This window comes from Rhizobium sp. S96 (assembly GCF_030382195.1).
GTDB lineage: Bacteria > Pseudomonadota > Alphaproteobacteria > Rhizobiales > Rhizobiaceae > Rhizobium.
The window spans coordinates 55,728-78,199 of the sequence record NZ_JAUDRY010000009.1 but is presented as its reverse complement, the minus strand read 5'-3'; the positions used below and the strand labels follow the sequence as shown (position 1 = coordinate 78,199).

Below are 22,472 nucleotides of genomic sequence, written 5' to 3'. Positions count from 1 at the left end.
CTCTACTCCACAGATCCGGTTGCCATCAAATCGTCGTCCTCAGCTTCGGGCTTCGCGGGCACAGCCTTTGGCTTGCTCTTCGTACCGCCCGCCTTCGCTTCGGTCACGTCAGGCACGGGAACCTGCGACTTCAGCATCGGCAACTCCTTGGCATGGACAAGCGACGTAGACGGCGTCGGCTGCAGCTGGAGCTCACTGTTGTAATTATTGACAAGCCGCTCGAGCCGGTTCGGCTGCGACTGCAGCGCCCAATCCGCTTTCAGGAGGTCGATCGTGTCCCGCTCGAGCTTGATCTCGGCTTCGAGGCGATGAACCTCTTCCAGCTTCAGCTCGGCACGATGCTTGATCGTATAGGTCACGGCGGCTGCCGCCGTCATGACGCCGATGAGGATAAGATCGAAGGTTCTCAGCATATCAGGCTCCGAGCTTTCCGAGACTTGCAAGATTGGGCAGACCGAAGATCGAGAGATCTGGAGGTTCGGCGGCGGCATCCGTCCGCAGCCCGGCGCGCAGCTTGGCCGAACGCGCCCGCGGATTTGCCTCGGCTTCCGCTTCGCTCGCGGACACCATCGGCTTTCCGATCCGATCGAACGTCGCAGCGCGTTCATGCGCGACCGGCAGGTGGCGCGAACCGGAGGCCTTGCCGGCGCGATCTGAGAAGAACGTCTTCACGATGCGATCTTCCAGGGAATGAAAGGTGACCACGACGAGACGACCACCTGGCTTCAGCGCGCGCTCGGCCGCAAACAGCGCCTGCGCCAGCTCGCCAAGCTCGTCGTTCACGAAGATGCGCAGAGCCTGGAATACGCGCGTCGCCGGATGAATCTTGTCCTTCATCTTGCGCGGGGTAACGATCTCGATCAGACCAGCCAGATCGCGCGTCGTTTCAAACGGCTTTTCAGCGCGGCGCTTCTCGATCGCGTGAGCGATACGTGGCGCCTGGCTTTCCTCGCCAAGGAAATGAAAGATCCGAATAAGCTCGGCCACCTTGGCGCGATTGACGACATCCGCGGCAGACACACCCGCGGCCGACATGCGCATATCCAGCGGCCCGGACTTCTGGAAGGAAAAGCCGCGCTCGGCCTCATCGATCTGCATCGACGACACGCCGATATCGAGCACGACGCCATCCAGCCCACCGGCGGGCGCGTGATCGGCCAATTGGGAGAACTGCGAGTGAACAAGCCGGAGGTGGCCGCCGTGCGCCGCCACCAATGCCTGACCGGCGGCAATCGCCGTCGGATCGCGATCGAGCGCAACCACATCGGCACCGGCCGCCAGGATCGCCGAGGTATAACCACCGGCACCAAACGTCCCGTCCAGAATAATCTTACCGGAAGACGGCTCAAGCGCCGCAAGAACCTCGTTCAGAAGAACCGGAATATGGCGAATCGATCCGCCACCGGCATCAGATGAACCTCCGCCAGGATTCGCCACCATTCCGTTCCCTCGTTCTAGTTGGAACGCCTGCCCGCCAGCCTGCGTTCCCCTCGTGCCTGTGCCTGGGCAGCCTGAAATGCCTGCGGCTGCCACAGCTGAAAATGATCCGCCCGACCAACGAATGTCACTTCGTCCGAGATACCGGTGAAGTCGCGAATGAAATCCGTGACCATCAGCCGCCCCTCGGCGTCGAGCTTCATGAAGACCCCGCCCCCATGAACAAGAAGCGACATCTCGTTCGCGTCCGGCGAAAACGGATCCTCCGCAGCAATCTGCCGCTCGAACCTTTCGAGAAGATCCGAACCGCCGACGCTGATCGCCGGAAACACAAAGTCCTGAAAGCAATAAAGCTCCTGAACGTTGCGCTGCGCCAGTACGGAACGAAATGCCGCCGGCACGGAAACCCGGCCCTTGGAATCGATCCCGTTGGTCGCATTTGAAAGGAAGCGGCTCATGACACGAAACATCCGTTCCCGAAAGAGCCCGGACAAAAATCAGACGCCCGGAACCTCGAAATTCAGACACGGCCTCGCAAGCCGAACGAGACAAACCTCGTTCGGCGCTCCCACAGCGGGAGGCGCCTTGGCTTTGCGATGAATGGGCACCTGATTGCCCTTGCGCAGTGCATGAATGGGATAACATGGGACCATATGGGCGTCAATGGGAAACGCCCGTCTCACGATGAGCGCAGTATCGAAATTTATAAGCTGTTAAGTTTAACAAAGGGTTAGGATCGACTGATTATGGGGCAGGCAGGCCGCCCCTTTTGCGCGCCCTGAGTGCGCCGCCAGAAATGGATTACGACTGGAAATAAGTGACCAGAAACAGGCAATTAGCCGCGGTGCCTGCAATCTCTCATCGAGCAAGCAGCACATTTTCCATGTTGGGTGTTATCTTTTGCTCGCCATATAGAGCGATGTAGTCTTCGCGGGTGATGCGCCCGGAAGCGATACCGCTGATGATGCGGTTGCAGGCCACGACACCCACACGATCTTCCGACACCTTCAGCGCCGCAGCCGCCTCCTTGCGCGACTTTTCCGAAACGCGTCTCTCGATGCATGTCTGGATGACGGAGCTTCGTGCCGCGCTGCCACCCCTGAGATAGTAGGCAACGGCGTCATATTCCGAGCCATAAGAAGAACAACCGCTTGCCGTTACACATGCCACAAAAATAAACGCTGCAATGCGGCGCATACCGATCTCCCAACAGAACGTGAGAGAACTATGCGATGGATCGAGACTTCGCAACCTCAGCGAGACGGCACAACAGCCACTGCCAAACCGACAACCTGGGCGAGACAAAACTAACCAATCCGATCGAAAGACAGCCGTACGCGCCTTTTTCAAGGGCTCCACCGCACTACCTTCGGATGAGTTTAGATAGTCTAAAATAGCGCTGCACCGGGCAATTGATTACCCGCCATCCGACCACATATTACCAACCTCTAAAACAAAGACGGTGGAGTAATGCGATGACGAACTTCACATTGAAGGGGCTTCTTTCCGGGTGGGCACACGCACAGGTGCCGGTCCCGATCAAGAAGGGCATGACCGCCGACATCCGATGCGACGGCTGCGGAACGATATTCAAGCGCTGGTCCGTTCTCGCACACAGCAGCACTCTTTGCGAAGAGTGCCTGGCGAAATTGCCGACGGCTCACTGACCCGATCAGGGCTCGTGGCCGACACGTCGGCGTGTGCAGGGATAATCGCCAGTTGGCCTGTAAGCCGGGTTCTGTATGGCTCCGGCCGAAACCGGAACGTGGCAGCCATTCCTCTGGGACAGCGCTCGCACGCTGCCTCTCGCAACCCACCCGGATGACTGGCCTGGAAACCAGCCGGCCAGCTTTCGCTGACCGCGTCATCCCTATTCGGTCTTGCTCCCGGTGGGGTTTACCTTGCCATCGCCGTTACCGGAGATGCGGTGGGCTCTTACCCCACCCTTTCACCCTTACCTGCCAAGGCAGGCGGTTTGCTTTCTGTGGCACTTTCCCTGAGGTCGCCCTCGCCGGACGTTATCCGGCACCGTGTTTCCGTGGAGCCCGGACTTTCCTCACCTTACCGTCTTTCGACATTGGTAAAGCGCGGCTGCCCGGCCAACTGGCATGGCTCCCTTAACGGACTGTCCTGACGATTGCTACCGAAATATCGGCAGCACTCACCGGAAGTGCGGACGGAAATCGGTCGCATAGCCCTGATCGCCGATTTCTCCCTCGATCAGCAGTTCAGCGCCCAGCCTTCCGATCTCGTCGGAACTCTTGGCCGCTGTTCCGCAGCCGCCGGTCAGGACGGCAATGCGCGGTGACGAGGTAAACCCGATCATCGGATAGCCGCTCGGCGTATGCGATACGACGCAAGACGCCGTGGATGTGGAAATTGGCTCCAGCGATGGCACCAGCCGCGATATGATGCGGGTCAGGTGCGCCTGAACGCTCTCGCGCCCATCCCCCTTGAACCAGCTACGCAGTTCCGGTTCGCTGCCGAGCACCATATCATCGGGGTCGCCGCCAATCTTCAGATAGAGCCTGCCATCCGGGTAGCGGATCGGCGGCAGCATGTAGATGCTGTCCCGCCCATCGCCATCATGAGCAATCAGCGCCGGCATCTCGCCGAAAGCCTCGGCGGCCGCTTCGCTGATCTCGTAGAAAGCGACGGTGCGGGCATGAACCTTCATGTCAATTGGCCGCGGCAAAAGATTCTCCGCAATGGAAAAACCGCCGGCCGCCAACAGCACCTTCTCCCCGCGATAGCACGCGCCATCCGATGTCTCGACACAGACGCCATCGGCCGTGTCGCGGATCGAGACGGCAAAATCCGTGATGACGGTGGCACCCGCCCTCTCCGCCGCCAACGATTGCGCCTTCACGAGATTGCGCGGGCTGACATGGCCGGCCGCTGTCGCCTCGTGAACGCCCTCGCTTGCGGAAGGAAAGGCGAAAAATGGGAATCTCTCTCGCAGCCTGTCGTCGCTCAGGATCGACGTCTCGATATCGAGCGAGGCCGCCGCCGCGACCGTCCGGGCCACATAGTCATCGACGCCGCCGCGTTCCGGGCCAACCACCAGGCAGCCCGCCGGCGTGTAGAAGCCGATGCCGCTTTCGCGCTCTATTTCATGATATCGCGCGATCGATCGGTGCGCGAGCAAGGCCCAATCGCGATCCGGATCGATCGTGCGCGTGATCCGGCCTTCGTCGTAATGGCTTCCAAAGACGCCTGTGTGATGCTTCCGATCGGTGGGTTCATCCGGGCCGATGACCGCAACGCCATCCACCCTGCGCGCGAGATGGCGTGCCGCAGCAGCGCCCATCAGCCCGCGACCCACAACGATGTACTTGTAATTCCCGATCATGGCCGCCTGCATCTATCGAAATACCGGCGTCAGTTCCCGGCCGAAATCCTCCTCGCCCAACCATCCCTGGGTCATGACGACCGCGCCAAGGCGGCCCAGTTCGTCGGAGGATTTCGCGGCCACGAAGTTGCCACCGGTCAGAACGGCAATCCGCGGCGAATCCGTGTAGCCCGCATAGGGATAGCTCGTCGGCGTAAAGGTCGCGACACAGGGCGCCGCGGTGACAGGGCATCCCTCAAGTCCCGGCATCAGCTGCAAGGCGGTCTCGACCAACAGGTCACGCTCGGCGGCATCGCCATCCGAGCGGAACCAGGCACCGGCGTCTTCGAGCGTATCGAAAACCCGGGCTTCCGTATCTCCACCAAGTTTCAGGTAGGTCTTGCCATCGGGGTAGCGCACTGGCGGTAGAATATAGACGTGATCCTCGTCACGATCGCCGAAGACGATGCTGGAAGGCATTTTCCCGAACAGCGCCATTTCGCGTTCGCCGAGTTCAAAGAAGGCGACCGTGCGCGCTGCTACGCGAATGTCCACCGGCGCAGGAAGAAGCTGATTGAAATTGCTGAACCCGCCGGCCGCCACGAGGACCCGCTCGGCGGTGTGGATCACGCCAGCCGCTGTGACCTCGACATGCGAGCCCGTGTCGCGAACGGCGGTAACGGTCGCGTCGATGATCGCGACCCCACCCTGCTTGGCGAGTTTTGCCTGAGCCTTGACGAGCGCTCGCGGATTGACATGTCCCGCCCTGCGTCCCTCAAAATAGCCCTTGAAAGACGGATCGAGGGAAAATTGCGGGAAGCGCTCGCGCAACGCGGAAGGCTCCAGCGTCTCGACAGTCAGGCCGAGCGTTTCGCTGAGCTGAAGTGCCCGACCGATATACCCTTCGCCGGGACGCGGCGAAGGTCCGGCGAACAGGCAACCGGCTTCCGTATAGAAGGAAATACCGCTCTTTTCCTCGATGTCCGCGTAGCGATCGAGAGAGCGTGCCGCAAGCGTTGCCCATACCAGGTTATCGTCGAAAGTGCGCGTAATACGCGCCTCGTCATAATGGCTGGCGAAGACACCATGATGGCTCTTGCGCTCCGCCGGCTCGCGCGGACCAATCAGCGCGACGCCTTCGATCATCCCGGAAAGATGGCGGGCAGCTGCCGCGCCCATCATTCCGCATCCGACCACGATTACCTTGAAATCGACTGCCATGCTTCACCTCGTTTCGAGGTCAGATAGCACGGCTGCCGCGTTGAATCACATTCTTAAGTGGGAGCCTTAAGTGATTCACGAACAAGGATTTGCAGAGGATCAGTCGATCATTGCGAGCACTTTGCCGCAATAAGCCTTCGAAACCGGGTTCATCCGGGTTGCTGCATGTCCTGCATTGTACTTCAGGATCGTGCCGCAGGTTTCGCCGCCGCCCAGCTGGTGCGCCGCTGCCAGATACTTCATGCCGTACTTGATGTTGGTTTCCGGGTCGAACAGGCCCTTGCGCGTTCCCGAATAGCCCATCATGCGTGCTGTCGCAGGCTTGATCTGCATGAGCCCGATTTCGCCGGCGCTGCCGCGAGCATTCGGATTGAAGTTGCTCTCGACACGAACGACCGCGCTCGCAAGCTCGACTGGAACATTGTACTGCTTGGCGTATTTTACGATGATAGCCGAATACTTGTTAGCTGCATAATTTGGAACTGCGAAACCGGTGGTACGATCGACAGTCTTCAAAAGCACTGTCTTCTCTGACTCAGGCCCCAATTCACCCGCGAAGGCGCAATTCAATCCCATCAGCAGTGCGCTGGCGCACACCACAGCAGAAATAATCTTTCTCATGTAGTCTATTTTCTCCGACAAAAAGAATTGCCATGGCACAATAAAAGCAATGCCATGGTACAAGTCGGCAGCATTATTCATTTATGCCGCAGACATTCTTTTATGTTTTCAATTGACGCACACCCAAACCCAAAACAAGACGAACGGCGCCGTTCAGCGAGGCGTTTAGACCATCGCAATGAGGAGATAATAGGGAAATGATGTGGCAGCGACCTTTACCCCTAAAATCTAGGGATGTCAGGCGCTGCAGGGACGCAGCGTTACGCCGAGTATTCCGGGAGCGTTGCCAGAAGCCGGTGAAGCGTATCGATGGTCGAAAAATCCGCAATTCCGTCAACACGTTCAGGTCGAAAGTGACGCTGGAAGGCCTCGACCTCTCCGGCCATCTTGTCCGAGAATTCGCCTGATATCTCAGTCGCGTAACCATAGAGCGAGAGCATTGATTGCAATGCTTCGACCGGCTGTCCCCGATCGCCGCGCTGGAAGAACCTGCCTCCGGTGATGGGCGCAGGCTCGACCCAATGGCCCACACCCGCGCGATGAAGCTCCGCCCAAGGGAACTTTTCACCCGGATCTACCTTGCGAACTGGTGCCACATCGGAGTGTCCAAGCACCCTTTCAGGCGAAATTGACCAACGTTCGCCACAATCGCGACACAATTCGATCACCGCCTGGATCTGTTCTGAAGGATAGTCGGGCAACCCGCCCGAGTGTCCGGCATTGGCGATCTCGATGCCAATGGACATGGAATTGATATCGCTCTCGCCACGCCACGTGCTCTTGCCCGCGTGCCAGGCGCGACGCGCCTCCGGCACGAGTTGCACGACCTCGCCGTTCTCGTGAACAAAATAGTGGCTGGAAACCTGGCTCTCTTCCCGACAGAGCCACTCGAGAGCGCCCTCTGGCGTCGGCATTCCTGTATAATGAAGCAGGATCATATCGGGGCGACGATCGCCCACGCGTTCACCATGGTTCGGCGATGCCTTTACGGTCGCCTTCCGATAATCCGCCTCAAACGAGGTCATGCTGCCCGGCGTTCCTTCTCGATCGCTTCATAGGCGGCATTGAGAGCCGCCATGCGTTCATTGGCGATTGCATGGAATTCTGCCGGAACGCCACGCGAAATCAGCCGATCGGGGTGATGTTCACTGACAAGACCGTGGTAGCGCCGACGAATGGTCGTGAAGTCATCCGACGGCGAGACACCGAGCACCTTGTAAGGATCCCGGCCCATAGAAACATGGCGCGCAGCAATGCGGTCGAAGCGCTCGTCGCTCATGTGGAAGATCGCTGCCACATGCCTCAGGAACTCCATTTCCTTCTCGTGGATCAGCCCATCGGCCTTGGCGATATGGAAAAGCCCGTCGAGGACTTCCTCCAGCACGGGGCAATTCGCGGCACAGGTTACGCAAAGCGACGACAGACGCTCCGCATAGGCTTCGTATCCGGCGACGTCCTGACGAGCGAGATTATAGAGACGGGCAACGTTCTTGGCCTGCTCCGGCGGAAACTCGAAGATCTCGCGAAACGCGTCGACCTCCTTCTCCGTCACGATCCCGTCAGCCTTGGCCATCTTGGCAGACAGCGCGATAATCGCCACCGAGAACGCGACCTTTCGGCGGGTCTCCGGATCGCCTTCAAAAACCGTGCGGATTGCCTCAACCACTGCGGAAAGCGCGTTTCCGGCGGCATTTCCGATGGCATTCAGCAGTTTTTCCCAGAAGGACATCAACGTCTCGCGTGTAGCAAAAGGAGAAACACCTTGACCAAATAAAGGTTGCGTTTGCAAGACGACGATTGGTCGTAGCGTTGAAAACATCTTTCACAATTCGGTAATTATCGCCGTGGATTGCGCATTCATCGCATTCGCGTGGCGTCGCATAAATCAAATGAATTGGACACAATCGCGTGACGATGGCAGCGCTCTCGCCATTCATTTGCGAGAGATTCCATGCCATTTTCCGACCGACCGCAGATCTTCGGGCTCATTCTGGGCTTTATAGGGGTTCTCATTTTTGGCGCGACGCTGCCGATGACGCACATCGCCCTGCAAGGTTTCTCGCCGTACTTCATCACTCTGGGGCGCGCCGCGATCGCCTCCGTTGCCGCCATGATCGCCCTCGCGGTCTTCCGCCGCCCGTTTCCGAAGAAGCACTTTCCTGCCCTCTTCGGCGCCGGCATCGGCGTCGTCTTCGGCTTTCCCGGCTTTTCCTCGATCGCCATGCAGACGATCCCGGCGAGCCACGGCGGCGTCGTCCTCGGCGTCCTGCCGCTGCTGACATCGATCTTCGCGGCGCTCATCGACGGCGAGCGACCGGGCCCGCTCTTCTGGGCATGCGGCGTGGCCGGCGCGCTGATCGTCATCATCTTCTCGGTAAGAGGCAGCGGCTTTCATCTCTCAGCCGGCGATCTCTGGCTTCTTGCCGCTGCCGTGTCGGCAGCGCTCGGCTATGTGCTCCTTGCCCGCCTGTCGCGCGACCTTTCCGGCTGGGAGGCGATTTCCTGGGCCTTGGTCGTCACGTTTCCGCTGTCGCTGCTCGGCACCATTCTCGTCGCGCCATCCGGTATTCACGCCCCCGGCGTCGGTGAATATGGAGCGCTTGCCTATCTCAGCCTGATGTCGATGTTCGGCGGTTTCGTCTTCTGGAACGCCGGGCTTGCGATTGGCGGAATTGCGCGGGTGGCACAGGTCCAGCTGCTCCAGTCCTTCGTGACGCTGGCGATTTCCACAACCCTGCTGAAAGAGCAACTCGGGCTTGAAACGATTATATTCGCACTTCTCGTCGCCTTCGTGGTTTGGCTGGGGCGAAAGGCTCGATTTTCATAGAAACAACACTTTACAGGTCTCTTTCCCTGCCGCATCCATGCGTTACCTACGCCGCACATAACAGTGCAGATACGATCGAGGAGAGATCATGGCCAAACAGAAAGTCGCATTGCTCACGGCCGGAGGCCTGGCCCCTTGTCTCTCCTCCGCCGTCGGCGGCCTTATCGAACGCTACAGCGACGTAGCTCCCAACCTCGAGCTGATTGCCTATCGCTCCGGCTACCAGGGCGTACTGCTGGGCGACAGCATCAAGATCACCCCCGAGATGCGGGAAAAGGCCCCTCTCCTGCACCGCTATGGTGGCTCGCCGATCGGCAATAGCCGCGTCAAGCTTACCAACGCCGCCGACTGCGTCAAACGCGGACTGGTCAAGGAAGGCGAAAACCCGTTGCGCGTCGCCGCCGAGCGCCTTGCGAACGATGGCGTCACCATCCTCCACACCATCGGTGGCGATGACACCAACACCACCGCCGCCGACCTTGCTGCCTATCTGGCCGCAAACGGCTACAATCTGACCGTCGTCGGCCTGCCGAAGACGGTCGACAACGACGTTGTTCCGATCCGGCAATCGCTCGGCGCATGGACCGCGGCCGAAGTCGGTGCTCATTTCTTCGACAATGTCAGCAACGAGCAGACGGCCGCGCCGCGCACGCTGATCATTCATGAAGTCATGGGACGCCATTGCGGCTGGCTGACGGCTGCCACCGCCCGCGCCTACCTGCAGCGCACCAAGCATTATGAATATGTCGATGGCTTCATGACCAATGCCAAGATGAAGAGCATCGATGCCGTTTACCTGCCGGAAACGGTCTTCGACCTCGACCAGGAAGCCGCGCGCCTGAAGGAGGTCATGGACCGGACCGGCCACGCAACGGTGTTCGTCTCGGAAGGCGCCTGCCTCGACGCGATCGTCGCCGAGCGCGAAGCAGCCGGCGATACCGTCAAGCGCGACGCTTTCGGCCACGTCAAGATCGACACGATCAATGTCGGCGCCTGGTTCCAGAAGCAGTTCGCAAGCCTTCTGGATGCCGAACGCTCGCTGGTTCAAAAGTCCGGTTATTTCGCGCGCTCCGCACCGGCAAATGCCGACGATCTGCGCCTGATCCAGAGCATGACCGACCTTGCCGTCGAAAGCGCCCTCAACAAGGTCTCCGGCGTCACCGGCCACGACGAGGCGCAGAATGGCAAGCTCCGCACGATCGAATTCCCGCGCATCAAGGGCGGCAAGGCCTTCGATACGTCGGTTGCCTGGTTTGCGGAAGTGATGGACACGATCGGGCAGAAATACAAAGAAGCATGATTGACGCAAGGCCGATATGGTGTCTTTGCTTCTATCGTAATGGATAGGAGGAGATTCCATGTCGCTCGAAGCCTGGCTCGCTTTCGCCGCCGCGTCCGCCATTATGCTTGCCATTCCCGGACCGACGATCCTGCTCGTCGTTTCCTATGCGCTCGGGCATGGCAAGAAGACGGCATTTGCGACGGTCAGCGGAGTGGCACTCGGCGACTTCACCGCGATGACGGCATCGTTGTTCGGCCTCGGTGCTGTTCTCGCGGCATCGGCGACGCTCTTTACAGTGCTCAAGTGGATCGGCGGCGCCTATCTCATCTGGCTCGGCATCAAGCTCTGGCGGGCGCCTATCCTGAGTGAGCCGATGGCTGACAACGACAATCTGCCGGAGCAGAAGTCGCTGAAGATCTTCCTCCATGCTTACATCGTTACGGCCCTGAACCCGAAGAGCATCGTCTTCTTCGTTGCATTCGTTCCGCAATTTCTCAATCCGGCCCTGCCCTTCTTCGGCCAGATGCTGATCATGGAAGCGACATTCCTGGTTCTTGCGACCATCAATGCCTCCACCTACGCACTGGCCGCCCACGCGGCGCGTGGCCTGATCCGCAAGGCGAGCGTGCAACGCGCTGTCAACAGGACAGGCGGCACATTGCTGATCGCCGCGGGCGCCGTTACAGCAGGATACCGGCGTATCGCTGCGTAAAGAAATCCGGCGGGTTGCCGGGAAGCAACGAATAGGTTAATTGGCAAATCAGGGCATAAGGTTCTTGGTAACTTTTAACGCTGCCGGGGCGGCGCGTTTCACGAGAGTGAGAGTATGGTAGCGATCGGATTTTCCGGCCTTAGACGCAGTTTCATCGTGTCCACGATGCTGTGTGGCGTAGTGGCTGGATGCTCCAGTGTCGAATACACGTCCCAGGCGGACCTGATGGCCGAGCAAATGGTCATCCCAACACCGAAGCCCGGCGAAGATGCGACGTTCGCAGCCATTCCCGCAGGCGAAGGCACGCCTGCCTCGTCCACGATCGCCGATCAGATAGCGCCGTCGGTTGCGACAGCCGCCATGCCGGTCACCGATCCGGCTCAACCGGGTGCCCAGCTCCAGCCCGCAGCCTATGCACAGATTCCGCTCACGCCCGAGATGACCGCGATTCAGTCGGTCGTCCCGACGCCACGGCCCGGTACGCCGTCTCCGTCTACCCAGCTTGCTTTCGCAGCGACACCGCAGAACGGCGCGATTGCCGCACTGTCGGCGATCGATACGACCCCGCACGCGATGATGGACTATGGCTTCGACACATCCGGCCCGATGGATCCGCCGACAGCACCGCCGATGTTCAGCGATGACGACACCGACGATGGCGCTCCGACTGTGGAAAAGAGCGAGATCACGAAGATCATCGAGAAATACTCGAAGATCTATCAGGTCCCGGCATCGCTGCTTCACCGCGTCGTTCATCGCGAAAGCCGTTACAATCCGAAGGCCTATAACAAGCGCGGTTATTTCGGCCTGATGCAGATCAAGTACAATACTGCCAAGTCCATGGGTTACGAGGGACAGCCGGAAGGCCTGTTTGATGCGGAAACCAACATCAAATACGCCGCGAAATACCTGCGCGGCGCATGGCTGGTGTCGGATAGCAGCGAAGACAATGCGGTCCGTCTCTATGCGCGCGGCTACTATTACGATGCCAAGCGCAAGGGCATGTCCGACGTGGCCCAGGGCAGCTACTGATCAGGTCGACTGATCGCCTGCCGGCAAGACCGCCAGAATTTCCTTCAACAGTGATTGCGATGTGTATTTGTAGCTGGACGGCGTCAGTCCCATTCTGACGACAACGAGCTTGGCGGATGGCACAATCGCAGTGCTCTGCCCATCATGCCCTTCCATCCAGAAGGTGTCGGACGGAAGCCCTGCCTCCGCATTGGTCACAGCACCGGGCAACTTTGCCCATGCTTGGCCAGCCGTATAGCGTCCGTCGGATGCCTCCGTCGGCGTTCGCATCATGGCGACAAATCCCTCCGGCAACAGCTGCTGCTCTTTCCATTTCCCATCCATCAGCAGGAACTGACCGAAGCGTGCCCAGTCCCTTGCCGTTGCGTAGAGGTAGGAGCCGCCAGCGAAGGTTCCGTGCGCATCCACCTCAAAGACCGCACTCGACATGCCGAGAGGCCCGAACAGCGCCTGCCGCGGATAGTCAAACGCGGTCTGCGGGTTACCGACGCGATCCATCCAGACCCGCGAGAGCAACACCGACGTGCCACTCGAGTAGTTGAACGTCCCTCTGTCGGCCTCTTTCAGCAATTTGCCGGCCGGAAGCTGCGTCTGATCCGTATTCAAGTACAGCATGCGCGTGACATCGGAGACGATGTCATAGTCTTCGCTGAATTCGAGACCGCTCTCCATCGCCAGCAGATTTGCGACAGTGATCTTCGATCGCCAGTCGCCCGCCCATTGTGGCAGAAGATTTGCGTCGTCGAGCCCGACCTTGTGCTCTTCCATCGCACGCCCGAGGATGGCCGCGTTGACCGTCTTCGTCATCGACCAGCCGATGAGCGGTGTCGTTGGCCCGAATCCGTCACCGTAGGTTTCAGCCACGATGCGCCCGTCATGAACCACGACGACGGCACGCATCCCCTCGCCCGTGAGCGCGGATCTTGTCAGCAGCGTTGCGATTCGCTGATCACCGTCGTCGGCGACATCATCGCCATCGGGCCAAGGCGCACGGCGTTCTGCGAGCGGCTGGCGAGGTTCGTCGGGAACCGAGCGCCGCGCCGCCTCAAAGTCTCCGTCGGGCACATTGGCGCAGCCGAAGGTCCCACGATAGACCGCGTAGTTCGGCGCAAGCCATCCGAGGATGCGCGCCGTCACCCGCTTTTCCTCGCGATCGATATCGACCCGAACCAGCTTCAGCAGCGGATTGCCCGGAGCCTGAACGTCCTTGGACAAGATCGCATCGGGATCCCGCCCAGCGATAAAGACGTTTGAACACATGATCTTAGCGGCATAGCCATCACCGACCTTGAGGAGATCCGACAGGGTCACGAAAAGCCAGGCAGCGCCAACGACAATTGCGGAAACGGCCACAACGGCCAGTGTTTTAAGGATACGTCGCAGAAGTCGCATATGTCTCCTCCATCGCCCTAGAGAAGCAGGAAATCACGCGACACGGAAGCCCCCTGAACGTTGGCACCGCCAGCACTCCTAAAATCCCACTCGATCGCGTCCACAGCCCGCGTCATCAAACTGTAGTCCCGGCGCGCTAAACGCCCTGAACGCTAAATGGGTGAAAGACTCACATGACGGAATTTGCACCGGATGCCGGCTTCCGCAAGAACCGGAAACTCAAGGCAGCCCTTCTCCGCCACAAGGCACTTTCCAAGGACGGCCTCTCGGAGCGCCTGTTCGGATTGCTGTTCTCCGGCCTCGTCTACCCGCAAATCTGGGAAGACCCCGATCTGGACATGCAGGCGATGGAGCTCCAGCCCCACCATCGTATCGTCACGATCGGCTCCGGCGGCTGCAACATGCTCGCCTACCTCTCCAAGAGCCCAGCCTCGATCGACGTCGTCGACCTCAACCCGCACCACATCGCCCTCAATCGCCTGAAGCTCGCGGCATTCCGCAACCTTCCTGGCCATGCCGACCTCGTGCGCTTCCTTGCCCAGCCGAACGAAGCCACCAACAGCAGCGCTTTCAATCAGTTTCTCGCGGCAAACCTCGACGAGACCACGCGCAGCTACTGGAACGGCCGCAAATTCGGACGTCGGCGTATCACCGTATTCGACCGTAACATTTACAAGACGGGCCTTCTCGGCCGCTTCATCGGCGCCGCCCACCTGCTGGCGCGCCTGCACGGCATCGACCTCACCGAGATCACCAGAACCCGCTCGCTTCGCGAACAGCGCCAGTTCTTTGACGAGAAGATCGCTCCGCTGTTTGAAAAGCCCATCGTCCGCTGGATCACCAGCCGCAAGAGCTCGCTCTTCGGCCTTGGCATTCCGCCGCAGCAGTATGACGAGCTGGCAAGCCTTGCCGCCGATCAATCGATCGCGCCCGTCCTTCGCCACCGCCTGGAAAAGCTCGCCTGTCATTTCCCGATGCGCGACAACTACTTCGCCTGGCAGGCGTTTGCGCGCCGCTATGCGCCGGCCGGCGAAGGTCCGCTGCCGACCTATCTGAAGCCGGAGCACTATAAAACGATCCGCGACAACATCGACCGTGTCGGCGTTCACCACGCAAGCTTCACTGAACTGCTCGCGCGCGAACCGGCCGCATCGCGCGACCGCTATGTCCTGCTCGATGCCCAGGATTGGATGACGGACCAGCAGCTGAACGACCTATGGACGGAAATCACGCGCACGGCCCGAAGCGGCGCCCGGGTCATTTTCCGCACGGCGGCTGAAAAGAGCATCATTGAAGGACGGCTGTCGCCGGCGCTCCGCGACCAGTGGACTTATCTGGAAGATCGCTCGCGCGAACTCACATCCCTAGACCGCTCGGCGATCTATGGCGGCTTCCACATCTACGAGAAGACGGCGTGAGCAAAGTCGAAACGACCACCGCACCCTCCGACGATCATGCCGGCCTTATGGACGGCATGTACAGGTACCAGCGGCATATCTATGACCTCACCCGCAAATACTACCTGCTCGGCCGTGACCGCACCATTCGCGGTCTCAATGTACCGGTCGGAGGCACCCTGCTCGAGGTCGGCTGCGGGACCGGCCGCAACCTGGCGCTCGCGCACCAGCACTTCCCTCAGGCGGCCCTCTACGGCCTCGACATATCACAGGAGATGCTGATCTCCGCGCGCAAGACGTTTGCCGGCAAGGCAGTCGTCCCGGAGTTCCGCGTGGCCGATGCCACCGCTTTCACGCCAGGCGAATTCGGCTGCACGGGTTTCGACCGGATCCTGGTCTCCTATGCGCTATCGATGATTCCCGATTGGGAGCGTGCGATCGCGTCTGCCATCGCCGCGCTCAACCCCGGCGGCGAGTTGCACATCGTCGATTTCGGCCAACAGGAGCGCCTGCCCGGCTGGTTCAGAGCGGTCCTGAAATCTTGGCTGTGCAAATTTCATGTCACGCCGCGCGCCACCCTGCGTGAGGCACTCCAGGTGCAAGCCACTGAAAATAATGCGCAATTGCGCTTCACTTCGGTCTATGGCGGCTACGCGTGGCAGGCGTGCATTATTACCAAGCGCTAACATTTCGCTTGAAACTAACCGATTTTTTACGTTGATATGATTAAAAGAGGGGCATCTCTCTGCTGGACGCGTCTTTCACGAAGGTCGAGCTGTGGGGCACAAAGATCATTCGGTTTACGATGGAACACCTATGCGCCGGCTCCTGTTTTGCGTCTTGCCGTTGGCTGTCTTGCTCGCCGGCTGCACTTCGTCGGGCTATGACTATCTCGAAACAGCGTCCGTAAAGCCGAAAACCCGGTTCCAGGACACCGATCCGCAGGACTTCGGACCGAAGCATCCGCAGCAGAACCCTGTTCACGGCATCGACATCTCCAAGTGGCAGGGCGATATCGACTGGCAGACGGTCAAGAATTCCGGCGTTGCCTTCGCCTTCATCAAGGCCACGGAAGGCAAGGATCGCGTCGATTCTCGCTTCAACGAATACTGGCAGCGTGCCCGGGCGGTCGGCATCCCGCACGCCCCCTATCATTTCTACTACTTCTGCTCGACGCCGGATGAGCAAGCCGACTGGTTCATCAGCAACGTGCCGAAGGAATCCATGCGCCTGCCGCCGGTGCTGGACGTTGAATGGAACTCGGAATCCAAGACGTGCCGCCTCCGCCCGGATCCGGCGACGGTACGCGCGCAGCTGCAGCGCTTCATGGATCGGCTCGAGGCCTATTACGGCAAGCGCCCGATCATCTACACCTCCGTGGACTTCCACCGCGACAATCTGGTCGGATACTTCCAGGACTATCACTTCTGGGTCCGTTCGGTCGCGAAGCACCCCGAAGTCACCTATGCCGACCGCCGCTGGGCCTTCTGGCAATACACATCCACGGGTGTCATTCCCGGCATCAAGGGGCCGACTGACATTAATGTGTTCGCTGGTTCGGCGAAGAACTGGAACAACTGGGTAGCGGCGGTTTCCAAAGACACGAATTCTTAGTAACGTCCCGCCTTCTTTCTTGCTTCTGTCACAATCATTTGGGACATCGACAGCAATTTTAGCAATGACGAGGATTAAAGCTATGTTCCGCACGCCCGCAAGCCGTTCTGCGCTCGCTCTCCTGTTCGCCGCCGGTATCGCCACGGGTGCTGCAGCACAAACAGCGGCACCTGCCGCTCAGGCTCCCGCAGCAGCTGCCGCACCGGCCCCTGCCTGCGATGGCGACCTCTCCGCGTTCCTGGCTGGCGTCAAGGCCGAGGCGATCGCTGCCGGCGCATCCGCCGAAGCAGCCGACAGGGCGCTTGCCGGCGCACAGATCGATCCCAAGGTGATCAGCCGCGACCGCGCCCAGGGTGTGTTCAAGCAGACCTTCCTGGAATTCTCGCAGCGCACCGTGAGCCAGGCGCGTCTTGATATCGGCCGCCAGAAGATGAAGCAGCACGCCGACGTCTTCGCTCGCGCGGAACAGGAATTCGGCGTCCCGGCCGGCGTCATCACCGCCTTCTGGGCGATGGAGACCGACTTCGGCGCCGTGCAGGGCGATTTCAACACCCGCAATGCCCTCGTGACCCTCGCTCATGATTGCCGCCGCCCCGAACTTTTCCGCCCGCAGCTGATCGCACTCATCGAGATGGTTCAGCACGGTGACCTCGACCCGGCAACCAACACCGGCGCCTGGGCCGGCGAAATCGGCCAGGTTCAGATGCTGCCGCGCGATATCGTCGCCTACGGCATGGACGGTGACGGCGATGGCCACGTGCGCCTCAAGCAGAGCGGCCCGGACGCCATCCTGACCGCCGCCAAGTTCATCCAGCACCTCGGCTTCCAGAAGGGCCAGCCGTGGCTGCAGGAAGTCACCATTCCTGAAAGCCTGCCCTTCGAGAAGTCCGGCCTCGGCGGCACGATGACCGCTGGCGAGTGGTTCGCACTTGGCGTCAAGCCGCGCAACGGCGACACGAGCTTCGGTAGCCTGCGCGGCGACCTGGTGCTGCCGCAGGGTCGTCTCGGACCTGCCTTCATCGCCTACCCCAACTTCGGGATCTATCTCGAGTGGAACAAGTCGTTCATCTACACCACCTCAGCGGCTTACTTTGCGACCCGGCTTGCTGGCGCGGAGCCCTACCTGAAGGGCACCCCGGAACAGGGCCTGACCAACGACCAGATGAAAGAGCTTCAGACCAAGCTCGACACCCTCGGTCATGATGTCGGCGCGATCGACGGCATTCTCGGCTCGGGCACGCGCATAGCCATCCAGAAGCAGCAGCAGCGATTGGGTATGCCTGCCGACGGCTGGGCAACGCCAGCCCTGCTCGGCGCGCTCTGAGAACAGGCTGAAATCTACTGCAAAAGCCGGGCCATTGGCCCGGCTTTTCAGTTTCCGGATTTCCCTTATGTTTTCAGCGGGTTCGGGGGCGCCCTGATCTTGCCGCAGCGGTAAACGCCGCATTCGCCGGATTTTACACTTCGTTAAAATCTGTGAATAATTTCGTACCCAGGTTTTCTATTGAATTTCAGATGCTTGGCGCTTCCAGCGGCCCAGCGATGTGACATTTTCGCCGCACCGCAGCATAAAATGTGCTTTTCAAGCGTCGTTTTCCCGACATATTATCCGGCTGTTAACGCGAGGAGACAGACATGGGACTCACACGATCCTTGAATGTCCTTTTGATCGGTGCGGCGTTTTTATTTGTGTTGTCGATGCTTTTCATCTGACCTGCCTGCCGCCCGAAATGGACTATGCCGAGACTCCTGAGTAGCGAACATCTCTGCGGAATTAAAAAAGCGCATGCCTTGAGAGCATGCGCTTTTTTAACGTCTGGAGTGTCCTGAACGACCCGGCAGGTCTATGCGGCGGCCCCGGCCTTTTTCGTCGCCTCGCGCTTGAAGCCGAGGTTAGTCAGAACCGCCGATACCAGCGGCGCGCGGTTCATCGTATAGAGATGAAAATCCTCGATCCCCCGGCGGGCAAGATCTTCGATCTGCTCCGCGGCGACCTCAGCAGCAACTTTTGCCCGCTCTTCCGGCTTGTCGTCGAAGCCCGCGAAGCGCTCGTCGAGAAATTGCGGAACGACGGTGCCGCAGGCGCCGGCAAAGCGCTTCAGCTGCGTCAGGTTCTGGATCGGCATGATGCCCGGGACGATCGGGATGCGAATGCCGGCCGCCCGGACCTTTTCGAGGTAACGTTCGAAATTGTCGTTGTCGAAGAAGAACTGTGTCAGTGCGCGATCGGCACCGTTGTCCGCCTTGCGCTTCAGCATCTCGATGTCAGCGGCAGTGTCGCGGCTTTCCGGATGCTTTTCCGGATAGGCGGAGACCGAAATCTCGAAGTCGCCGATATCACGCAACCCGGCAACAAGCTCGGCCGCATTGGCGTAGCCGCCCGGATGCGGCTGGTAAGGCGCACCGACGCCGCCAGGCGCATCGCCGCGCAGTGCGACGAAATGCTTGACCCCAACATTGCGGAAGCTGTCGATGACGCTATGCGTCTCTTCCTTCGTCGCACCGACACAGGTCAGGTGCGAGGCTGTGGCAAGCGGCGTCGCCGAAAGGAACCGCGAGACTGTCGCCAATGTCGGCGCCTTGGTGGTGCCACCGGCGCCGTAGGTCACCGATACGAAGTCCGGGTTCCAGTCCTGCAGCTCGTTGACCGTATTCCACAGCTGGCCTTCCATCTCTTCCGACTTCGGCGGGAAGAACTCGAAGGAAATGCCGATCCTGCGGCGTGCGTCGGTGTTCGAAGCCATGTTTACTCTCTCCCGGCAAATGTAGGTACGGCGCTGTCGCTCTCGATGGAAGCCATCAGGCGCCTCGGGTCGCGGGCGAGCCAGATAGTGACTGTCAGCCCCTGCCCGCCTTGATGCCCCGGATGAAGATCGACGACCTGCTCGACGTCGAGCCCGGCCTTGCGCAGCCAGTCGGACATCGACTGATGCGAAAAACCGAGACGGACATGCGCGTGCTCGTCGCGAAGATATTCCAGCGTATGCGGCGCCAGATCGATCACAACCAGCCGCCCACCGGGCCGCAACATACGCGCCGCCTCGCCGATGGCGATTTCGGGCTGGTCGAAAAAATGAAGAACCTGATGGATCGTGACCAGATCGAAATCCTGCGCCTCGAACGGAAGGTTCAGGATGTCGGCATGACGAACCGAGGCCTTGTTAATGCCTGACTTATCGAGGTTGGCGCGCGCCACGCTCAGCATGTCACGGCTGGCATCGACACCGATTGCGCGGCGATAGATACCCGAAAGCAGCTCGAGGATGCGGCCGGTACCGGTACCGAGGTCCAGCAGCGAGTCGATCGGCTGGTTGCCGACCAAGCGGATAACCGCGGCATCGACCTCCTCGTCGGCCGCATGCAGCCGGCGCAATTCGTCCCACTCGGCGGCGTTGCGACTGAAATAGGCTTGCGCACGCTCGGCACGCTGGCGCTTGACGGCAGCGAGCCGCTCGCCGTCGCGCTGGATGACCGGGTCGTTCTCCGAGGCGTGCGTCAGCAGGCTCCGGACGAATGCGACCGCCTTGCCCTCCTGACGCAGTCGGAAATAGGCCCAGGCGCCTTCCTGATAACGATCGATGAGGTCAGCCTCACCAAGCAGCTTCAGGTGGCGGGAGATGCGCGGTTGGGATTGGCCGAGAATTTCGGTAAGATCGGTCACCGTCAGATCGCCGGCGGCGAGAAGCGAAAGCAGACGAAGGCGCGTCGGCTCTCCGGCCGCCCTCAAGACGTCCACCAACGCATCCAATCCCAGTCTGATAGGCTCACCCATACTCGATCCAATCAACATATAAAGATATCTTTATGTGAATTGCATTGGGCTGGCAAGCAGCAATTCCACCCATTCACGAAATTCGCTGCGCAAATAGCGACATAGGGCACCCCACAAAAAAGCCCCGGCGAACCGGGGCTTTTGTCGTCATCCCTAGAATGCAGGAATTAGCGCGTCAGGCGCTTGTAAGCCTGGCTGCCCGGGTTCAGCGCGTCGGCACCGAGGCGGCGAACCTTGTCTTCCTCGTAGTCTTCGAAGTTACCTTCGAACCATTCGACATGGCCATCGCCTTCGAAAGCGAGGATGTGCGTCGCCAGACGATCGAGGAACATGCGATCGTGGCTGATGATGATGGCGCAGCCGGCGAAGGCTTCGAGCGCGCTTTCAAGCGCACCGAGCGTTTCCGTATCGAGGTCGTTGGTCGGTTCGTCGAGCAGGAGAACGTTGCCGCCCGCCTTCAGCATCTTGGCGAGGTGAACGCGGTTGCGCTGACCACCCGAGAGGTTGCCGACCTTCTGCTGCTGGTCGCCACCCTTGAAGTTGAAGGCGCCGCAATAAGCACGGCTGTTCATATCGAACTTGCCGAGCTTGATGACTTCGGCGCCACCGGAGATTTCTTCCCAGACGGTCTTGTTGCCGTCGAGCGCATCGCGGCTCTGGTCGACGTAGCCGAGATGAACCGTTTCACCGATGCGGATCGAGCCCGCGTCCGGCTTTTCCTGGCCGGTGATCATCTTGAACAGCGTCGACTTGCCGGCGCCGTTCGGGCCGATGATGCCGACGATACCGCCCGGCGGCAGCTTGATCGTGAGATCGTTGATCAGCGTGCGGCCTTCGAAGCCCTTGTTGATACCATCAAGCTCGATGACAACCTGACCGAGACGCTCGGACACGGGAATAATGATCTGCGCGTCGCCGGGCCGGATGTTCTCGGCCGCATCCACCAGCTGTTCGTAGGCCTTGATACGGGCCTTAGACTTTGCCTGACGGGCCTTCGGGCTGGAGGCGATCCATTCCTGTTCGCGCGACAGCGCCTTCTGGCGGCCGGCTTCTTCGCGGCTCTCCTGCTGCATGCGCTTGGCCTTCGCCTGCAGGTAAGCGGAATAGTTGCCTTCGTAAGGAATGCCACGGCCGCGGTCGAGCTCGAGGATCCAGCCGGTGACGTTGTCGAGGAAGTAGCGATCGTGGGTGATCATCATCACGGCGCCCGGGTAATCGCGCAGGTGCTTTTCCAGCCAGGCGATCGTTTCGGCGTCGAGGTGGTTGGTCGGTTCGTCGAGCAGCAGCAGGTCCGGCTGTGACAGAAGCAGGCGGCAGAGCGCGATACGGCGACGCTCACCACCCGACAGGTTGTCGACGGCGGAATCCTTCGGCGGGCAGCGCAGCGCTTCCATCGCCATTTCGACCTGCTGTTCAAGATCCCAGAGGTTCTGGCTGTCGATGATGTCCTGGAGCTTCGCGCCTTCGTCCGCGGTCTCGTCGGAATAGTTCATCATCAGTTCGTTGTAGCGGTCGAGCACGGCCTGCTTGTCGGCAACGCCTTCCATGACGTTTTCGAAAGCGGTCTTCGCAGGATCGAGCTTCGGCTCCTGCTCGAGGTAGCCAACGGTCGCACCTTCGGCGAGCCATGCTTCACCGGTGAATTCCTTGTCCTGGCCGGCGATGATGCGCAGCACGGTCGACTTACCGGCGCCGTTCGGGCCGAGGATACCGATCTTGGCGTCGGGGTAGAACGACAGGTTGACGTTCTCGAGGATTTTCTTGGCGCCGTAGGACTTGTTCAGTCCCGACATGTGGTAGATGAACTGACGTGCCATCGGTAATTCTGCTCCGG

Annotated in this window: 22 protein-coding genes and 1 other RNA gene; 9 read left to right on the top strand and 14 right to left on the bottom strand. The window is 60.1% G+C overall.

Going from position 1 to position 22,472, the window contains the following annotated elements; genetic code table 11:
* Positions 1–2: 2 nt before the first annotated feature.
* The 4 genes from ftsL to QTL94_RS11375 form a co-directional block, all read right to left on the bottom strand.
* Positions 3–413: a cell division protein FtsL gene (ftsL, locus tag QTL94_RS11390; RefSeq protein ID WP_065693588.1), complete on the bottom strand. Its 411-nt coding sequence runs from the start codon at positions 411–413 to the stop codon at positions 3–5.
* A gap of 1 nt (position 414) precedes the next feature.
* The gene (rsmH, locus tag QTL94_RS11385) at positions 415–1,440 is read right to left on the bottom strand and encodes a 16S rRNA (cytosine(1402)-N(4))-methyltransferase RsmH (protein ID WP_289801615.1); all 1,026 of its coding nucleotides are present in this window, start codon (positions 1,438–1,440) and stop codon (positions 415–417) included.
* A 14-nt stretch (positions 1,441–1,454) separates the two neighbouring features.
* Positions 1,455–1,895: a division/cell wall cluster transcriptional repressor MraZ gene (mraZ, locus tag QTL94_RS11380; RefSeq protein ID WP_065693785.1), complete on the bottom strand. Its 441-nt coding sequence runs from the start codon at positions 1,893–1,895 to the stop codon at positions 1,455–1,457.
* A gap of 400 nt (positions 1,896–2,295) precedes the next feature.
* Positions 2,296–2,634, bottom strand: coding sequence for a hypothetical protein (locus QTL94_RS11375; RefSeq protein WP_289801614.1), 339 nt, complete (start codon positions 2,632–2,634; stop codon positions 2,296–2,298).
* 278 nt (positions 2,635–2,912) lie between these two features.
* On the opposite strand from QTL94_RS11375, the gene QTL94_RS11370 reads away from it, so the two are divergent.
* Positions 2,913–3,104 (top strand): hypothetical protein, encoded by a 192-nt coding sequence (locus QTL94_RS11370; protein ID WP_065693585.1) that lies wholly within the window; start codon positions 2,913–2,915, stop codon positions 3,102–3,104.
* Positions 3,105–3,148: 44 nt separating this feature from the next.
* Here QTL94_RS11370 and rnpB read toward each other — a convergent pair.
* From rnpB to QTL94_RS11340, 6 genes are all read right to left on the bottom strand, one after another.
* An RNA gene (rnpB, locus tag QTL94_RS11365) (RNase P RNA component class A) lies at positions 3,149–3,544 on the bottom strand.
* Between the two features lie 54 nt (positions 3,545–3,598).
* Positions 3,599–4,789 carry an NAD(P)/FAD-dependent oxidoreductase gene (locus QTL94_RS11360; protein ID WP_289801613.1) on the bottom strand — a complete coding sequence of 397 codons (1,191 nt, stop codon included), beginning with the start codon at positions 4,787–4,789 and terminating at the stop codon, positions 3,599–3,601.
* 12 nt (positions 4,790–4,801) lie between these two features.
* Complete coding sequence (locus QTL94_RS11355) at positions 4,802–5,989, bottom strand: NAD(P)/FAD-dependent oxidoreductase (protein WP_289801612.1); 1,188 nt, start codon at positions 5,987–5,989, stop codon at positions 4,802–4,804.
* 99 nt (positions 5,990–6,088) lie between these two features.
* Complete coding sequence (locus QTL94_RS11350; protein WP_065693583.1) at positions 6,089–6,610, bottom strand: lytic transglycosylase domain-containing protein; 522 nt, start codon at positions 6,608–6,610, stop codon at positions 6,089–6,091.
* Positions 6,611–6,870: 260 nt separating this feature from the next.
* Entirely contained in the window at positions 6,871–7,635 is a 765-nt protein-coding gene (locus tag QTL94_RS11345) for an N-acetylmuramoyl-L-alanine amidase (protein WP_289801611.1), read from the bottom strand.
* Positions 7,632–8,339: a J domain-containing protein gene (locus QTL94_RS11340; protein WP_289801610.1), complete on the bottom strand. Its 708-nt coding sequence runs from the start codon at positions 8,337–8,339 to the stop codon at positions 7,632–7,634. The genes QTL94_RS11345 and QTL94_RS11340 overlap by 4 nt, the downstream gene beginning before the upstream one ends.
* 222 nt (positions 8,340–8,561) lie before the next feature.
* Here QTL94_RS11340 and QTL94_RS11335 point away from each other — a divergent pair, with 222 nt between their 5' ends.
* From QTL94_RS11335 to QTL94_RS11320, 4 genes are all read left to right on the top strand, one after another.
* Positions 8,562–9,437, top strand: a complete 876-nt coding sequence (locus tag QTL94_RS11335) for a DMT family transporter (protein WP_289801609.1) — start codon at positions 8,562–8,564, stop codon at positions 9,435–9,437.
* A gap of 88 nt (positions 9,438–9,525) precedes the next feature.
* Positions 9,526–10,737 carry a pyrophosphate--fructose-6-phosphate 1-phosphotransferase gene (locus tag QTL94_RS11330; protein WP_289801608.1) on the top strand — a complete coding sequence of 404 codons (1,212 nt, stop codon included), beginning with the start codon at positions 9,526–9,528 and terminating at the stop codon, positions 10,735–10,737.
* A 58-nt stretch (positions 10,738–10,795) separates the two neighbouring features.
* Positions 10,796–11,431 (top strand): LysE family translocator, encoded by a 636-nt coding sequence (locus tag QTL94_RS11325; RefSeq protein WP_065693578.1) that lies wholly within the window; start codon positions 10,796–10,798, stop codon positions 11,429–11,431.
* 114 nt (positions 11,432–11,545) lie between these two features.
* Complete coding sequence (locus QTL94_RS11320; protein WP_289801607.1) at positions 11,546–12,463, top strand: transglycosylase SLT domain-containing protein; 918 nt, start codon at positions 11,546–11,548, stop codon at positions 12,461–12,463.
* Here the strand turns inward: QTL94_RS11320 and QTL94_RS11315 are convergent, their stop codons facing one another.
* Complete coding sequence (locus tag QTL94_RS11315; protein WP_289801606.1) at positions 12,464–13,855, bottom strand: serine hydrolase domain-containing protein; 1,392 nt, start codon at positions 13,853–13,855, stop codon at positions 12,464–12,466. It lies immediately after the preceding gene.
* Between the two features lie 173 nt (positions 13,856–14,028).
* Here QTL94_RS11315 and QTL94_RS11310 point away from each other — a divergent pair, with 173 nt between their 5' ends.
* The 4 genes from QTL94_RS11310 to QTL94_RS11295 all read left to right on the top strand — a co-directional run bounded on the left by QTL94_RS11310 (position 14,029) and on the right by QTL94_RS11295 (position 18,190).
* Complete coding sequence (locus QTL94_RS11310) at positions 14,029–15,273, top strand: BtaA family protein (protein ID WP_289801605.1); 1,245 nt, start codon at positions 14,029–14,031, stop codon at positions 15,271–15,273.
* Entirely contained in the window at positions 15,270–15,938 is a 669-nt protein-coding gene (locus QTL94_RS11305) for a class I SAM-dependent methyltransferase (RefSeq protein ID WP_289801604.1), read from the top strand. Before QTL94_RS11310 ends, QTL94_RS11305 begins: the two co-directional genes overlap by 4 nt.
* A 130-nt stretch (positions 15,939–16,068) precedes the next feature.
* Entirely contained in the window at positions 16,069–16,866 is a 798-nt protein-coding gene (locus QTL94_RS11300) for a glycoside hydrolase family 25 protein (RefSeq protein ID WP_289801603.1), read from the top strand.
* Positions 16,867–16,948: 82 nt separating this feature from the next.
* Positions 16,949–18,190, top strand: coding sequence for a lytic murein transglycosylase (locus QTL94_RS11295; protein ID WP_289801602.1), 1,242 nt, complete (start codon positions 16,949–16,951; stop codon positions 18,188–18,190).
* 520 nt (positions 18,191–18,710) lie between these two features.
* Here the strand turns inward: QTL94_RS11295 and metF are convergent.
* From metF to ettA, 3 genes are all read right to left on the bottom strand, one after another.
* The gene (gene metF / locus QTL94_RS11290) at positions 18,711–19,610 is read right to left on the bottom strand and encodes a methylenetetrahydrofolate reductase [NAD(P)H] (RefSeq protein WP_289801601.1); all 900 of its coding nucleotides are present in this window, start codon (positions 19,608–19,610) and stop codon (positions 18,711–18,713) included.
* A gap of 2 nt (positions 19,611–19,612) precedes the next feature.
* Positions 19,613–20,638 carry an ArsR/SmtB family transcription factor gene (locus QTL94_RS11285; RefSeq protein ID WP_065693570.1) on the bottom strand — a complete coding sequence of 342 codons (1,026 nt, stop codon included), beginning with the start codon at positions 20,636–20,638 and terminating at the stop codon, positions 19,613–19,615.
* Between the two features lie 167 nt (positions 20,639–20,805).
* The gene (gene ettA / locus QTL94_RS11280) at positions 20,806–22,455 is read right to left on the bottom strand and encodes an energy-dependent translational throttle protein EttA (protein WP_065693569.1); all 1,650 of its coding nucleotides are present in this window, start codon (positions 22,453–22,455) and stop codon (positions 20,806–20,808) included.
* Positions 22,456–22,472 lie beyond the last annotated feature (17 nt).